17 protein-coding genes and 1 pseudogene are annotated in these 15,968 nt (G+C 29.7%); 11 read left to right on the top strand and 7 right to left on the bottom strand.

The annotated features are described in order from the left end of the window. The first annotated feature begins 33 nt into the window (after positions 1–33). The 4 genes from ACFQ1U_RS06820 to ACFQ1U_RS06805 all read left to right on the top strand — a co-directional run bounded on the left by ACFQ1U_RS06820 (position 34) and on the right by ACFQ1U_RS06805 (position 3,004). Positions 34–759, top strand: coding sequence for a DUF4198 domain-containing protein (locus ACFQ1U_RS06820; protein ID WP_386106661.1), 726 nt, complete (start codon positions 34–36; stop codon positions 757–759). A gap of 65 nt (positions 760–824) precedes the next feature. Continuing rightward, positions 825–1,172: a hypothetical protein gene (locus ACFQ1U_RS06815; RefSeq protein ID WP_386106659.1), complete on the top strand. Its 348-nt coding sequence runs from the start codon at positions 825–827 to the stop codon at positions 1,170–1,172. Beyond that, complete coding sequence (locus tag ACFQ1U_RS06810) at positions 1,159–1,455, top strand: hypothetical protein (protein WP_386106657.1); 297 nt, start codon at positions 1,159–1,161, stop codon at positions 1,453–1,455. Before ACFQ1U_RS06815 ends, ACFQ1U_RS06810 begins: the two co-directional genes overlap by 14 nt. 4 nt (positions 1,456–1,459) lie before the next feature. Then, complete coding sequence (locus ACFQ1U_RS06805) at positions 1,460–3,004, top strand: PepSY-associated TM helix domain-containing protein (RefSeq protein WP_386106656.1); 1,545 nt, start codon at positions 1,460–1,462, stop codon at positions 3,002–3,004. A 44-nt stretch (positions 3,005–3,048) separates the two neighbouring features. On the opposite strand, the gene ACFQ1U_RS06800 is transcribed toward ACFQ1U_RS06805, so the two are convergent. Continuing rightward, positions 3,049–3,681: a transglutaminase-like domain-containing protein gene (locus ACFQ1U_RS06800; RefSeq protein WP_386106654.1), complete on the bottom strand. Its 633-nt coding sequence runs from the start codon at positions 3,679–3,681 to the stop codon at positions 3,049–3,051. Between the two features lie 282 nt (positions 3,682–3,963). On the opposite strand from ACFQ1U_RS06800, the gene ACFQ1U_RS06795 reads away from it, so the two are divergent. The 3 genes from ACFQ1U_RS06795 to ACFQ1U_RS06785 all read left to right on the top strand — a co-directional run bounded on the left by ACFQ1U_RS06795 (position 3,964) and on the right by ACFQ1U_RS06785 (position 7,529). After that, positions 3,964–5,841: a hypothetical protein gene (locus ACFQ1U_RS06795; RefSeq protein ID WP_386106652.1), complete on the top strand. Its 1,878-nt coding sequence runs from the start codon at positions 3,964–3,966 to the stop codon at positions 5,839–5,841. Between the two features lie 3 nt (positions 5,842–5,844). Further along, positions 5,845–6,669 carry a DUF2490 domain-containing protein gene (locus tag ACFQ1U_RS06790; protein WP_386106650.1) on the top strand — a complete coding sequence of 275 codons (825 nt, stop codon included), beginning with the start codon at positions 5,845–5,847 and terminating at the stop codon, positions 6,667–6,669. An 86-nt stretch (positions 6,670–6,755) separates the two neighbouring features. After that, positions 6,756–7,529: an MORN repeat-containing protein gene (locus ACFQ1U_RS06785; protein ID WP_386106648.1), complete on the top strand. Its 774-nt coding sequence runs from the start codon at positions 6,756–6,758 to the stop codon at positions 7,527–7,529. 37 nt (positions 7,530–7,566) lie between these two features. On the opposite strand, the gene ettA is transcribed toward ACFQ1U_RS06785, so the two are convergent. After that, the gene (ettA, locus tag ACFQ1U_RS06780; RefSeq protein ID WP_386106646.1) at positions 7,567–9,258 is read right to left on the bottom strand and encodes an energy-dependent translational throttle protein EttA; all 1,692 of its coding nucleotides are present in this window, start codon (positions 9,256–9,258) and stop codon (positions 7,567–7,569) included. Positions 9,259–9,275: 17 nt separating this feature from the next. Next, on the bottom strand, positions 9,276–9,452 hold the full coding sequence (locus tag ACFQ1U_RS06775; protein WP_386106689.1) for a CAL67264 family membrane protein: 177 nt from the start codon (positions 9,450–9,452) through the stop codon (positions 9,276–9,278). 313 nt (positions 9,453–9,765) lie between these two features. Here ACFQ1U_RS06775 and ACFQ1U_RS06770 point away from each other — a divergent pair. Further along, positions 9,766–9,903: pseudogene (locus tag ACFQ1U_RS06770) on the top strand (glycogen-binding domain-containing protein); the annotation flags it as partial. Positions 9,904–10,089: 186 nt separating this feature from the next. On the opposite strand, the gene ACFQ1U_RS06765 reads toward ACFQ1U_RS06770, so the two are convergent. The 4 genes from ACFQ1U_RS06765 to ACFQ1U_RS06750 all read right to left on the bottom strand — a co-directional run bounded on the left by ACFQ1U_RS06765 (position 10,090) and on the right by ACFQ1U_RS06750 (position 13,916). After that, on the bottom strand, positions 10,090–12,117 hold the full coding sequence (locus ACFQ1U_RS06765; protein ID WP_386106644.1) for an oxidoreductase: 2,028 nt from the start codon (positions 12,115–12,117) through the stop codon (positions 10,090–10,092). A gap of 112 nt (positions 12,118–12,229) precedes the next feature. Then, positions 12,230–12,943, bottom strand: coding sequence for a pirin family protein (locus ACFQ1U_RS06760; RefSeq protein ID WP_386106642.1), 714 nt, complete (start codon positions 12,941–12,943; stop codon positions 12,230–12,232). A gap of 2 nt (positions 12,944–12,945) precedes the next feature. Further along, positions 12,946–13,383: a MarR family winged helix-turn-helix transcriptional regulator gene (locus ACFQ1U_RS06755; protein ID WP_386106640.1), complete on the bottom strand. Its 438-nt coding sequence runs from the start codon at positions 13,381–13,383 to the stop codon at positions 12,946–12,948. Positions 13,384–13,385: 2 nt separating this feature from the next. Beyond that, a complete protein-coding gene (locus ACFQ1U_RS06750; protein WP_386106638.1) occupies positions 13,386–13,916 on the bottom strand; it encodes an NADPH-dependent FMN reductase in 531 nt (176 codons plus the stop codon). Between the two features lie 125 nt (positions 13,917–14,041). Between ACFQ1U_RS06750 and ACFQ1U_RS06745 the strand changes: the two genes are divergently transcribed. The 3 genes from ACFQ1U_RS06745 to ACFQ1U_RS06735 all read left to right on the top strand — a co-directional run. Further along, entirely contained in the window at positions 14,042–14,515 is a 474-nt protein-coding gene (locus tag ACFQ1U_RS06745) for a GNAT family N-acetyltransferase (RefSeq protein WP_386106636.1), read from the top strand. A 79-nt stretch (positions 14,516–14,594) separates the two neighbouring features. After that, positions 14,595–14,948, top strand: a complete 354-nt coding sequence (locus ACFQ1U_RS06740) for a hypothetical protein (RefSeq protein ID WP_386106634.1) — start codon at positions 14,595–14,597, stop codon at positions 14,946–14,948. Then, on the top strand, positions 14,945–15,968 hold a 1,024-nt coding region (locus ACFQ1U_RS06735), incomplete at its 3' end, for a PKD domain-containing protein (protein ID WP_449343026.1). The genes ACFQ1U_RS06740 and ACFQ1U_RS06735, both read left to right, overlap by 4 nt.

Raw genomic sequence — 15,968 nt, 5'->3', positions numbered from 1 at the left:
GTGTGGTTGAGGGATTTTAAAATCTTAAATAAAATGAAAAAAAACGTACTTATTATCTTATTAACATTACTTATTAGTAATAAAATGACTGCACACTATTTATGGATAGAAACCAATAATAATGGAAAATTAAATGAAAAACAGACCATAAAAGTTCATTATGGAGAATATACATATGGTGTTATTGAAAAAGTAAATGAAGATGCTTTTAAAAAAGTTAAAAATTTCACACTATGGATTATTGACCCATCAGGAAATAAACAAAAACTTACAACAAAAGCTTTAGAAAATTATTACGAGGCTAGTTATATCCCCAAATTAAAAGGAAACTATACAGTTTTTCTAAACAATAATAAAATTGATGTTATTGATTATACACAATATGATTTTGGCATTTTTAAAACCCATTATCATTCAACAGCTAATTTTAACGTGGGTGGAGTAGATAATGAAAATAAAACTTTTAACGAAAATGGAATTGTTGTAAAAAGAATTTCATCATCATCAGATAAAATTAAACTACAAGTTTTATACAAAAATAAACCTTTGGTAGGTAATGAATTAAAAATATTTGTAAGTGATTTATGGTCAAAAACACTTGAAACAGATAAAGACGGAATGGTACTATTCTCTTTACCTTGGAAAACCAAATACATTATTGAAACCACAAAAAAAGAAGAAGTCCCAGGGAACTATAACGGAAAAGACTATCAGTTTATATGGCATTGTGCTACTTATTCCATTATTCATAATAAGTAAATAATTTGTATTGATTTAAACAACTCTGAACAATGTTCAGAGTTGTTTTGTTAAATAAACTAACTATGATTACAACTTCAATTTTATTAAATATTTTAGGGTTTTATATCTTTTACGCTACTTCTAAAAAAACAATTTATCTACCTAAGCTTGGTTTTGAAAACAAGGTTCAAGATCATACACTCATCGCTAGATCTATAGCTTTAATAGCATTAAGCATTTCGTTATATCTAAACACTCATTCATTGGGTATCGTATCAGGAACATTGACTTTTTTTATTTTTCTTATGACCTTTGGAAGCTTAATTATACTTACTGCCCCATTAGGTTTAGTTAATTATTACACATTAATAATTAGCATTTTGCTACTTGCCATTTTAGAATTTTCAATTTTACAATATGCCAGCCAATAAAAAATACTTATCAAATAATTGGCAACGATTTGCTAAAGTGACTGCAGGTTTTTTTGGAGGATACATAGTAACCATGACCTTTCATATGGCATTAGCATATATATTCCCTCATAAAAATGTAATTATAACTTCAAGTTTTACAAGTATAATTTTATGGGTAGCACTAATAATTACTGCTTTTATTGCTAAAAACGGTTGGAAAATATGGGCTTTATATACTGTTTTAAGCATTTTATTTAGCGTTTTAATATACCTAGGAAATACTTACACTCCTTTAAACTAACATTATGAATAACAGACTTTATAATATATTTTTTCACACACATACTATAAGTGGTATTATTATTAGTGCTATTTTATATGTTATTTTTTTTGCGGGATCTTTTGCCTTTTTTAGAGATGAAATAGTTAACTGGGAAAGAAATCATACTACAAAAGCTAACGACGATATTGAATTAAACTTTTCTAAAGCTTTAGAAAAAATAGACACTACCTATAACTTATATGGAAGAGATATTGAACTAAAAAAATATTATCAAGAACAACAAATTGGTGTATATGTTGGCACATCTCAAGATACTATTTCAGTAAAAAAAGCTAATGAAACTGCTTTCTTCTATATAGATACGCAACAGTTAAACACTATTAGTTATGAAGAGTCTTACAGCTTAGGAGAGTTTTTATATAGATTGCATTTTTTAGCACAAGTTCCCTACCCTATTGGATACTACTTATCTGGATTTATTGCTTTATTTTTCTTGTTTGCAATTATTACTGGAATACTAATACATTGGAAAAAAATAATAAGTAACTTTTATGTTTTTAGACCTTTAGCAAAAATTAAAACGTTATGGTCTGATGCTCATACAGCTCTTGGCGTAGTTGGAATTCCTTTTCAATTTGTATATGCGGTAACTGGTGCTTTTTTTATGATTAAAGCGCTGCTAATTGCTCCTAGCGTTTTATTCTTATATAATGGTGATGAAGCTAAATTTTATGAAGATTTAGGTTATGCGCATCCTCATTTTGAATTTGCTGGACATAAACTTTCTAAAACGCCTGATATTCAAAAATTCACAAATAAAACAAAAGAAATGTGGCCTGGTTTTGAAATAGGTGAAATCCATATGTTTAACTACAACGATACTAATATGCATATTTTAATTAGTGGTCATTTGCCTTATAAAAACAAATATAACGGAGTTGGTGAAGCTATTTATAAAGTTAGTAATGGTGAATTAGTTAGTAAAAAAGACCCAACTTTAAAAACTACATATTTAGAAGCTGTTAAAAATATAATGTACAGAATTCATTATGGTGACTATGGAGGATATCTTTTAAAAATTATTAGTTTCATTTTAGGATTAATTACTTGTTTTGTTATTATTTCTGGTATTATGATTTGGTTAGTTGCAAGGGATAAAAAACATATTTCTGAACAAAAAAGAAAATTTAACTACTGGTTAGTTACAGTTTATTTGGCTATTTGTTTAGGCATGTATCCAGTTACAGCTTTTAGTTTTATTGCTGTTAAGCTTATAAAAGTAAATATGATGTTACTTTACAATATTTATTTTTTAAGCTGGTTAGTTGTAATTGTATGTTTTATTATAAAAAAAGAACATCGTTTTATTTTAAAATATTCATTGCTCTCAGGAGCTGTTTTAGGATTTCTTATCCCAATTGTTAATGGTTTTATGACCAGTAACTGGATTTGGAAAACAATTAGCAATCATCAATATCAAATTTTATTTATTGATATGTTTTGGCTTATTTTATCATTAGTAAGCATTTGGATTTATATAAAACTAAAAAGAAAAGCTATAGTGTAATTAGAATAAAAAAACGATTTAGGAATGACCTAAATCGTTTTTTATTAAAAATCTATTTCTGTTTTTCCTTTAAGTTCATGGTAAAACATTGGATAATTGCTCTTAAATGTGTTAAAAATAAAATCAATAGATACATCTTCAAAATGTCCATAATCTTCTAGGTAAGCCATAAACTGATCGTTATCTTTATTGTATTCTTGAATAACAGCATCTTCAGTTCCATCAAAGTCTAAAACATCAACTTTGTACATATCACAAAGCTCTTTATTAAATGCAGGAGAGCTCTTAACCCATTTACCATTAAAATAAACATCAACTAAACCATGAGGAGCAAGTTGATTTGTTCCTAATTTTTTTTCTAAACGCTCTGTTGCTATATGGTTTGCTACTTTTGCAAGATGCAGCCTTGCCGGAATGCCTAAGGCACGTAAGCATGCTGTTAATAAAATAGATTTATCGATACAATGTCCTTCTGTTTTTTTAGCAATATTACTTGCTTTAAAATGTTCCTGAGTTAAACCAATTTTAAACGGACTGTATCTCCAACCATCTCTAATTTTTAAGTATACCTTTTTAATTAATTCTTGCTGAGAAGTTTCTGAAGTAAACTCTTTTATAATATTTTGAATTTCGGGCGTTTCATAATCTAAATAATAACTAGAGGCTGTATAATTCATTTCTATTAATTTATTTAACATTAAATATAAAACAATCTAGATTATGCTACTATATATCTAATATCACTTTTTACCACTATAACAAATCAACACTTAATATCAACTTATACACCAAATTATCAATATATTACCTTTATTTTTGCTAATCACACATTTTCTAAAACAATACTAATATTACAGGATAATTCAATTGTTTTTGAATAAAAAAAGGCAGACTTTTGCGCGCCACTTAAAATATTGTTAATGTTATAATATTTTAAAAATAAAGAAGTTTAACATACTATGCTAATCAATAAAATAAGAACACTTTGTTTGGGTTTTCTATTTTGGTCCCCCATTGTGGTTTTTTCACAAGAACTACAAAATTATAATGGCTGTTTTTCTTTAGACACTATTAAAGGAAATGCGCATTATTTTTTCAGTATTGATAAAAACGATACTATAAAAAATGGAAGTTTTGAGTTTCAGAAACTGAATATTAAAAATTTACTTCAAAGCAATGATAAATCTTATCGTTTTAAAGGAAACTTTAGCAATAATAAAACGAATGGTTTATGGACTTTTCAGTTTAATAATTTTGAAAACTCTTCGGTTACCAACATCAACAACTATCAATACGTAACTAATGTAAATGGTATTCAAACAGAATTTGTTGGTGATTTTAATGATGGTCAACTTACTAATACTTGGAGTTTACAAAAAAAGAAAATTAAAAATGCTAGTTTAGATACTATTACTTTTTCTAGTAGCATATCGTTTAATAATAACATCCCTCAGCAAACTTTTAAAATTAAAAACGAAAATTTTGAGCTTGTTGGTAGAACTTTAGAAAACGGATTGGCTCATGACGTTTGGGAATTATACGCTATTGATGTAATAGATAAAGTAGAATCTTGGGAATTTAATAATGGACTTTTAAAAAGTGTTTCTTTTTTTACGGATGATACAGAAAAGAATATTAGTATTCATAAAAACTCTGAAAATTTAGATACTATACAACTTCATGACAAATACTTAGATTTATTATATTTTAAACTGAACTTTCAAAAAAACAGCAGTAACAGTAATACAGCTAATTTATTAAAAGAAAACATTGAGCTGTATGATAAACTTCTTAAGGTTGTATCTAAATTAAACAACAGTCAGAATTATCAAAGTTTTTTTAAAGTTACAGTTCCCGTATTTCCTATAAATAATGAAGAATTAAATGACTTAAATAAAATAACAGAAAACTACAATAAGGCTTCTGAAATTATTAAAAACCTACGTCAAAACTCTAAGTTTACCATCTTTTTATTATCAGATAATGAAAATGCTAAATCACTAAATCAATCTGTAAAACTTATTGATGAAGATGTTTTAAAACCTATATCTCAATTAGTAAAATTTAAATCAAAAAACATTTTACGTTACATATCAAGAGATAATTTGATTAATAAGCTTTGGTTAACGAGTAATCAAAAAAGTGTGTATAAAAAGCTAAATATTACTCATCAAAAAAGCGATTTACAAACAATACTTACTTTATCTGATACTTCTTTAAAAAAGTTAGACGACATAAAATCTGCTTTTGAAGCTGAAATTGAAGAACAACAAACTGCAGCATTAGAAAAACAAATTGTAATAAAATACAAAGAGTTTAACAACATAGTTAAATCAGATACTACAAAAACAATTTTTAAAGATGCTAGTTTGCTTTTAAAGCAAAATATTGAACAAAAAATCACTCATTTTTCTTCAATAAAAAACATAGCTCAAAAAACCACTTATGGTAAAGAACTTATTAATTGCTTTGAAAACTATAACAAAGTTGCTGAGATGACTAGCAGTACAATACCTCAACATCTAGAAAAAATTAAGAAAGAATATGTTAATAGTGTATGGAATCCGTTTACAGCGACTACCATGGATGAAGTTATTAAAAAACGTATTTTATCTGCTTACGAAAATGTACTATTACCTTATTTCTTCTCTAGTTTTGAACAAGACTTTAACTGTAATGACGCTAATAATTGGTTAAACATTGTAAATGCTACCAACCAAAGAATGTTAACTATTAAAGATGAAGATACCAGAAAAATAGAGCGAAAGTTAAAGAAAGAAACAAACCCAAAAGTAATTTTAGATTATTTAAACATTAAAGAAACAACTCAAGAATAACACATGAAATCAATACACAAAAAAGTAATGATACTGGTATTTTTGGGTTTAATTAGCTCAAATTTACTTGCGCAAAATACAGATGAAGATGAACAAAAATATTCTAAATTTAAAACACCACTAACTAAAACTTGGATTAACACCTACGGAAATATTCGAATTTCTAAGCGTTTGTTCTGGACTGCGCAAACCCACATACGTTTTCAAGAAACAGAAGAAACTCCCTTTGTAGGTCAGTTAGCACAAATTTATAACCGTCACGCAATTGGTTATATTCACTCTAAAAACTTTAATGTAAGCTTAGGAGGTGTTTTACGTTTAAACTTTAATACCAGTAACAATAATGCAGATAAAAATTTAGTTCCAGAATGGAGAATTTGGCACCAATACATGTTTGCTATGCCATTATCATCCGTAATGTTTTATCATAGAATTAGAATAGAACATAGATGGACTAAAGGTTTTTCTGACAATAGTGAATACATTTTTAGAAACAGGTGGCGTTACATGTTTAAAGCTAAAATACCTTTAAACTCATATAAGCTTAAACCAAAAACATTTTATGTTTCTCCAGAAGCAGAAATTATTTTACAAAGCGGAAAACCAGTTGCAGGAAGTATTATGGAAGACTTAAGACTACACGCTTCTGTAGGTTACATTATCAACCCTAGATTAACCGTTGCTACTGGAATTATGTATTCTCAAGGCCAAGATTTAATAGAAAGTAATATTTTTAAACAAAACTGGACTGCTAGATTTCATGTATATTTCTCTCCAGATTTTAGAAAAGTTAAAAACAAATTACCATCTATACACATGGATGATTAATTAAAAGAATGATGAAAATAAGTAAACCCACCCTAATAATATCTTTTCTTTTTGTTGCTGCATTAATTTTTGGGATCATAAACAAAATGAAAGTCAGCACTTTAAAAAGTAAGGTAAAAGAATTATCTGAAATAGTTTCTACCAACGATTCTATTCAACAACAAAAAAGAGCTATACAAACTATTGATTCTTTGTTGTTATCAGGTAATTATCAACAGGCTTTATCAGCATATAATAATAGCATTACTGCTGATGAAATGACTAAGTTTAGAATAGAAATAGCAAAACAACTAGTAACTTTAAAAAAGAATACAGTTACAACTAAAAAAGACAGCTCGTTAACAAAGCCCAATCTAAAAAACACAGTAATTTCTAGTAACTTTAGAAACAACTCTTATGACTCATTGAATTTTGTTTTGGACAAAACTAAAACGCAACTTCAGGTTTTAAAAAATCAATTAAAAAGAAAATCTTTTGGTGAGTATTTAACCTTTTCAAATGCTAAAAAACATAAACTACATTATGTAGGACAAGTAAAGAACAAAAAAGCTAACGGAACAGGTATTGCCATGTATGACACAGGCGGAAGATATGAAGGCCAATGGAAAGACAATTTAAGAAACGGATTTGGAATCTTTTTTTGGATAGACGGTCAACGCTACGAAGGTGATTATAAAAACGATTTTAGACATGGAAACGGAACATATTACTGGCCTAATGGTGAAAAATATGTTGGTGAGTGGCTTAATGACCAAAGGCATGGCAATGGTATTTTTTATGATAAAGATGGTAAAGTTGTTACTAGTGGAATTTGGAAAAATGATAAACTAGACTCTGAATTCAAAAAAGAAACTAAATAAAAAAACGAGTCAGATATGACTCGTTTTTTTATTAATATTATCGTATTAACTTTTTGTATTTAATTCGTTTCGGCATAATATCACCTCCTAAACGTTTCTTTTTGTTCTCTTCATATTCAGAGAAAGAACCCTCAAAGAAATATACTTGAGAATCTCCTTCAAAAGCTAAAATGTGCGTACAAATTCTATCTAAAAACCAACGGTCGTGAGAAATAACCACTGCACACCCTGCAAAGTTTTCTAAACCTTCCTCTAAAGCTCTCAACGTATTTACATCTAAATCGTTGGTAGGCTCATCTAATAATAATACGTTACCTTCTTCTTTTAGGGTCATTGCTAAATGTAAACGGTTACGCTCACCTCCAGATAATGTTGACACTTTTTTGTTTTGTTCATTACCAGAAAAATTAAATCGGCTTAAATAAGCTCTAGAATTCACTTGTTTTCCTCCCATTAGAACTAAGTCTTGCCCCTCTGAAAAATTCTCCCAAATAGTTTTCTCTGGATCTATATTAGCATGATTTTGGTCTACATATGCAATCTTAGCCGTTTCACCTACTGTAAAAGTACCAGCATCAGGTGCTTCTTCTCCCATAATCATTTTAAATATGGTGGTTTTACCAGCACCGTTTGGTCCTATAATACCAACAATACCTGCTTGCGGAAGACTAAATTCTAAATTTTCATACAATAATTTATCACCAAATGCTTTTGAAACACCAGCTGCATCTATTACATTAGTACCTAAACGTGGACCATTTGGTATGTAAATTTCTAACTTTTCTTCTACTTGTTTTTGATCTTGATTTAATAATCGATCATAATTTTTTAAACGAGCTTTCTGTTTGGTTTGTCTACCTTTTGCTCCTTGTCTAACCCACTCAAGCTCTCGCTCTAATGTTTTTTGACGTTTAGATGCCGTTTTACTTTCCTGCTCTAAACGTTTAGCTTTTTGATCTAACCAAGATGAATAATTCCCTTTCCAAGGAATACCCTCTCCTCTATCAAGTTCTAAAATCCAACCTGCTACGTTATCTAAGAAATAACGGTCGTGCGTTACAGCAATTACCGTTCCTTTATATTGAGCTAAATGATGCTCTAGCCAATGTACAGACTCGGCATCTAAGTGGTTGGTAGGCTCATCTAATAATAAAATCTCTGGTTCTTGTAAAAGTAATCTACATAAAGCAACACGTCTTTTCTCTCCTCCTGATAAAACTCCTATTTTTTTATCTCCATCTGGAGTTCTAAGAGCATCCATAGCTATTTCTAACTTTGTATCTAATTCCCATGCATTAGTCGCATCAATTTGATCTTGTAATTCAGCTTGACGATCCATCAGTTTTTGCATTTTATCTGCATCTGAATACACTTCTTCTAAACCAAACATATCGTTGATTTTGTTGTATTCATCTAAAACCGCAACTACTTCTGCTACTCCTTCTTTAACAACCTCTAATACTGTTTTATTTTCATCTAACAGAGGTTCTTGCTCTAGATAACCTACTTTATAACCAGGAGAAAAAACTACATCACCTTGAAAGTTTTTTTCAACTCCAGCAATAATCTTAAGTAAAGTAGATTTACCAGATCCGTTAAGACCTAATATTCCAATTTTTGCTCCGTAAAAGAAGCTTAAGTAAATATCTTTTAAAACTTGTTTTCCAGTACTTTGATAGGTTTTAGAAACCTTATTCATGGAAAAAATTACTTTTTTATCGTCGCTCATTTGTTTATTTTATAGTGTTAAACACGTCCTTTTAATGCGTTAAATACCCATGCGTTTGCAAAAAAACCAAGGCCTACAGCTCCAAAGCCATAACCTGCAATTTCATCGTACTTAAAAACTGCCAATGCAACTAAAAGTACCCCCATAATTATCATAATTAGTGTTGCGTAACCTAATACTGTATTTTTATTCATTGCCATAGATTCTGATTTAAAAGCGCTTATTATAAGTTTTTTGAAGTTTTAAATAATATTTGCGCAAAATGAGCTACAAATATCGAGAAATATTTGAACTTTCACAGAGATTCTTGAAATCTCTCTTCATTTTTTTCATTTTCAAATCAAAAAGAATCAAGAACTATATTAAAATTTTAATAGCTTTAAAGTATAGCGTAATTATTTAACTTTTTATTTTTTAAACATATCAACAAACTTGAAAACAAGTAAAAAAACTGATAATCAATTAAAAAACCTCTTGAGTTAACTATAAAAAAGCTACTTATTAACTCTTCAAATAAAACCAAATGTTTATGAATATCGTTTTATAGTAGATGGGAAATGGATTGAAGATCCTGAAAACCCACATAATACTCCAAATGAATACGGAGAATACAATTCCGTATTAGAATATTTCAGTTACTACTAAATTTTATCTTGAAGGATTAAAAAATGCCGAAAAAGTAATTTTGGCTGGGAGTTTAAAACAACTCTAAAATCTGGAAAACATCATTATAAATAAATCATTGATGGTAAATGGATTACAGACCCATCAAACCCAGTGAAAGAGTTTGATGGTCATGGTAATATCAATTCTGTTAAAATGATTAAGTAATTATAAAGTTGCTGCCAATCTACTCCCTTGATCAATTGCTCTTTTAGCATCTAACTCAGCAGCTACATCAGCTCCTCCAATTACATGAGTAGTAACACCTTTGGCTTCTAAAGGCTCTAGTAACTCTTTAAATGGTAACTGCCCAGCACAAACAATTACATTATCAACTGGTAACAATTTTTGTTCTTCATTTTGAACATAATGTAATCCTTCATCATCTATCTTGGTATATTGTACTTCACCAATAAACTGAACGTTTTTCTTTTTTAAGTTAGTTCTATGAATCCAACCAGTTGTTTTTCCTAAATTTCCTCCAAACTTTCCTTTGCTTCTTTTAAACATAAAAATTTCTCTTGGAGAGGGATGCACATGTGGTACTATACCTTCTGTACCACTTCTTGCAGACATAGTTTTATCAATTCCCCACTCCGCTAACCAAGCATCAATGTTTTGAGAAGTACTTTCACCTTCATGCGCTAAATATTCAGACACATCAAAACCAATACCTCCGGCCCCAATCACTGCAACTTTTTTACCCACAGGTTTTTTAAGCTTTAATACATCAATATAGGTCATTACTTTTTCATGTTCTATACCCGCTATTCTTGGAGTTCTAGGTGTAATTCCGGTAGCTAAAATTACTTCGTCAAAATCGCCATTTGCCAAATCTTCAGCAGTAACTCTTTTTTCTAACTGAACATTTACATTATGAATTTCTAATTGCTTTTTAAAATACCTGATTGTTTCGTAAAACTCTTCTTTACCAGGAATCTGTTTTGCGATATTAAATTGTCCTCCAACTTCTTTTTCGCTATCAAATAATGTAACATCATGTCCTCGTTGAGCCGCTACTGTTGATGCTGCCAATCCAGCAGGACCGGCTCCAACAACTGCTATTTTTTTCTTTTTTGAAGCTGGATTATAGTTTAATTCTGTTTCATGACATGCACGAGGATTCACTAAACAACTTGCTACTTTTTGCTCAAAAACATGATCTAAACAAGCCTGATTACAAGCAATACAAGTATTAATTTCGTCGTCTTTCGCTGCTTTTGCCTTATTTACCCATTCAGGATCTGCTAAAAATGGACGAGCCATAGAAATCATATCAGCATGACCATCGGCTAAAACTTTTTCAGCCGTTTCTGGCATATTGATTCTATTAGAAGTTACTAATGGAATAGAAACTTCATCTTTCATTTTTTGTGTTACCCAAGTAAAAGCTGCTCTAGGAACAGAGGTTGCAATTGTTGGTATTCTAGCTTCATGCCAACCAATACCTGTATTAATTATTGTTGCTCCTGCTTTTTCAATTTCTTTGGCTAATTGTACTACTTCTTCCCAAGAACTTCCTTTTTCTACCAAATCTAACATTGATAAACGGTAAATAATAATAAAGTTCTTACCAACTGCTTCTCTAGTTTTTTTAACTAACGCTATAGGTAATCGCATTCTGTTTTCATAATCACCTCCCCAACCATCTTTTCTTTTATTGGTTCTTGTAACTATGAACTGATTAATTAAATACCCTTCAGATCCCATAATTTCAACCCCATCATATCCTGCTTCTTGTGCTAGTTTAGCAGAATTAACAAAATCTTTTATGGTTCTTTTAATTCCTGACTCTCTTAATTTAAAAGGTTTAAAAGGTGTTATTGGTGATTTAATTGGTGATGGTGCTACATTTAAAGGATGATAACCATAACGACCCGCATGTAAAATTTGCATACAAATTTTACCTCCTTCTTTATGTACAGCCTCTGTTATAACTTTATGATTTTTTGCATGCTTTTTTGTACTCATTCTTGCAGAAAAAGGGCCTGTCCAACCTTGTACATTTGGAGAAATTCCTCCTGTTACAATTAAACCTACTCCTCCTTTGGCTCTCTCTGCATAAAAAGCCGCTATTTTATCGTAACCATTCTTTTCTTCCTCTAAACCAGTATGCATAGAACCCATTAAAATTCTATTCTTTAAGGTTGTAAAACCTAAATCTAAGGGTTCAAAAATATGTTTGTACTTACTCATATTGTTAGTTTTTTTAGGTTTATTATGCATGCATAATATTTTGCAAGATACAATTTTTACCTAAAAAAGCCCCGTTAAATAACGAGGCTTTCATCAATCTTAAAAAATTCCGTTACATTGGAACTTCAATCATTAACAACTCTGAGTTAGTGTGTGCTTGAATTTTAAATTCTTGAGTATTAGATACTCCAATAGCATCTCTGGTAGTTAATGTTTCTTCTTCAACGATTATATCTCCGCTGATATTCATTAGGTAAACCCCATGATTGTCTGATTTTACATGATAGGTAAATTCTTGATTTGCATCTAGATCTAGTCTAGAAATTTGTGCATCTTGATGAATTTTTAATCCTTCTAATTCAGAATTAATAGGACTTACAAGTATTTGTTGTTTGTTTTTTCTTTCTTCTGGATTAAATGCTTGCTGATTGTATCTTGGAGTAACACCTTCTTTGTTAGGTAAAATCCATATTTGAAATAAGTTAAGGCGATCTTTTACAGATCCATTCATTTCTGAATGATATACTCCTGTTCCTGCTGACATAACTTGAACTTCGTTTGGTTTTACATACAGCCAATCATTTGCCATATTATCTTTATGCTTTAGCAATCCACTTAAAGGAATTGTTATAATTTCCATATTTTGGTGTGGATGTGTGCTAAACCCCATACTTGGAGCAATAACATCATCATTTAAAACACGTAAAGCTCCAAATTGTATTTTATTAGGATCATACCAATTTGCAAAACTAAAAGAGTGGCTAGCTTGTAACCAACCGTGATTAGCAAAACCTCTTGAGCTTGACGGGTGTTTTTCTAACTTCATAATTACCTAATTTTATCTAATAAATCACTTAAAATAGCCGCTTCTTCTTCTGTTAAATTATCTAATAAATTTAAATTCATAGCTTGATCTATTTCTGAAAGCAACAATAAGCCTTCATCTAAAATATGTACATAAACTACTCTTCTATCATCATTACAGCGAGTCCTTTCCAACAAATTTTTCTCTACTAATTTGTCCATCAATCGAGTTAAATTAGGAGCACGTTCAATCATTCTATCTTTTACAGTTTGAACCTTAACTTTAGCTGCGGCACCTCTTAAAATTCTTAGAATATTATATTGTTGCGGCGAAATACCATAAGGTTTAAAAAACTCAATCTCTTTACTATTAATCCAGTTTGCTGTATACCTTATGTTAAGATGTGCTTTAATTTTTGAATTTGGAAAACTTGAATTTATATCTTTAGAAATATCTCCCATAATTATAATTGATTTTCAAAATTTTCTACCGCTGAGCTTAAAATATCATTGATGTTTTTTTCTATTATTTCTCCTTTCTTAAAAATATCATTAAAAGATGGTAATGAAAAGGAATCAGTTATTTTAGCTCCAAAAAAAGGAAAAGAATTTGTTGCAAAACTCAATACAGATTGAGCTCCTTTGGGTCCTGGAGACGTTGACAACAATAATGTTGGTTTATCTCTAAAAATTTTCCTTTCTTTTCTACTTAACCAGTCCAATAAATTTTTAAATACTGCTGTATAAGTTCCGTTATGCTCTGCCAAACTAATTATAAAACCATCAAAATTATCCAACTGATTGTTAAACTTATCAGCATTTTCAGGATAAGGATTTTCTGTTTCATAATCTACCCCATAAAGTGGAAGTTCGTAATCGTTTAAATCTAAAACTGTAAAACTAGAATTCTTTAAGGATTGTGCAGCATATGTAGCTAAAGCCTTGTTTATAGACTGTTTACTATTACTTCCTGCAAATACGGCTACTTTTTTCATATTATTAGTTGTTTGATAGTACAAATTTATGAAAAATAAATTTATTTTCCAAGGAAAATAGTTTCATGGCAAGTAAATTGATCGTTTTCTTTTTTGTAGTACTTTTGAAAAAATCATTAAAAACGATGAATAAAGTAAAAATTATAGACTACAATCCAACACTTTCAAAATATTTTTATGAATTAAATATAGAATGGTTGAAAACCTATTTCTATGTAGAACCATATGACGAGGAAGTTTTAAGTAAGCCAGATATTTACATAACAGGTAAAGGTGGTTACATTTTTTTTGCCCAAGTTAATAATACAATTGTTGGAACAGTTGCTTTAATGCCTACTGATAAAAAAGGAAGTTTTGAACTAACAAAAATGGCAGTTTCACCTGAATTTAGGGGGTATAAAATAGGTCAACAAATAATAAAACATTGTATAGGTTTTGCTCATGAAAAAAAGCTAAACAAACTAATTTTATATTCTAACAGAATTCTTGAAAACGCAATATATATCTATAAAAAATATGGTTTTGTTGAAATTCCAATGGAAAAAAACTCTCCATACAAAAGGGGTGATATTAAAATGGAATTAATTTTCAAAAATTAATAAAAAACACTTTATAAATACACTATTGATAGCACCCTATAATTAATTAAATTACGTAGATTGCAAAAAAATTTAACAAATGAAAAAAATTGTTCTTTTATTCTCATTATTTTTTGTGTTTAATAACATATCTGCTCAGGAAACTTCACAGAAATTATCATCAAAAAAATATGTCAAAAGCTTAACTTCTTTTTATGCTACTGAAATGAACTTATCATCAGAAAAGAAGGAAAAACTTTTTAATATCATATTAGAAACCAACAGACAGCTTAATGAATTAAAAGGCAAATTATCAAAAGAACAAAAAAGTCAATTTAACCAAACAACTAAAGAAGAGTTTATTAAGATATACAATTTGTTATCACCTAATGAATTACTTATTTACAAAAAATTATCAAAAGAAAAAGAACCTTACAAAGCATTTAAATCATGATTGCTAAACAAAAAATTTATTTCAGTATTTTATTACTTATTGGTATTTGTGTTAATACTTTCTCACAAGGTACCACTTGTAGTAATGCACAACCATTCTGTTCAAGTACTGGTTTAGAGTTTCAAAATACATCTGGTGTAACATCATCTGAGCCTGGCCCTAACTATGGTTGTCTAGGGTCTCAACCTAACCCTGCATGGTACTACATAAGAATTGATCAAGCAGGTAATTTAAACCTTCAAATAGAACAAAATACGAGTAGTGATTTTACTGGAACTGGATTAGATGTAGATTTTATTTGTTACGGGCCTTTTACAGAATCTGAAATTAATGCTGGAGTTTGTGGTAATTTAACAGCTTCTAATACTGTTGGATGTAGTTATTCTGGTTCTGCCATTGAAAATTTTAGTATAACCAATGCTTTATCAGATCAATATTATATATTATTAATTACCAATTACTCTAACCAACCAGGCTTTATCAGAATGTACGAAACTAACCCAGGGGGACCTAATACTGGTACTACAGACTGTTCTATTGTTGCTGGTGAATTGGGAGTTGATCAAGACATTTGTGAAGGTACAATTGTTACTCTTGATGGCACACCTACAACTGGAACAGCTATTAATTATGAGTGGTTAGTAGATACTGGTAGCGGATTTACTACAATTACAGGCGAAACCAATCCTACTTTAAATATTACAAATAATTTATCAGGTACTTACCAAGTTATAATTACAGATAGTAGTAACAATACAGCTACAGATGAAGTAATTATCAACTTTTATCCTGTTCCTGTTGCAAACACGCCTACAGATCAATTATTCTGTGACACAGACAATGATGGTTTCAATGCGTTTGATTTAGAGGCAGATGTTACCCCACAAGTTTTAGCTGCTCAAGACCCTAATCAGTTTGAAGTACTGTATTTCTTAAATCAATCTGATGCTGATAATAATAACACAGCAAATGCACTGCCTAATCCTTACACAAATCCAACTCCTTTTAGCTCACAAACTA

This window comes from Tenacibaculum geojense, assembly GCF_042676005.1.
Lineage (GTDB): Bacteria > Bacteroidota > Bacteroidia > Flavobacteriales > Flavobacteriaceae > Polaribacter > Polaribacter geojense.
This window is presented reverse-complemented; position numbering and strand designations above follow the sequence as displayed.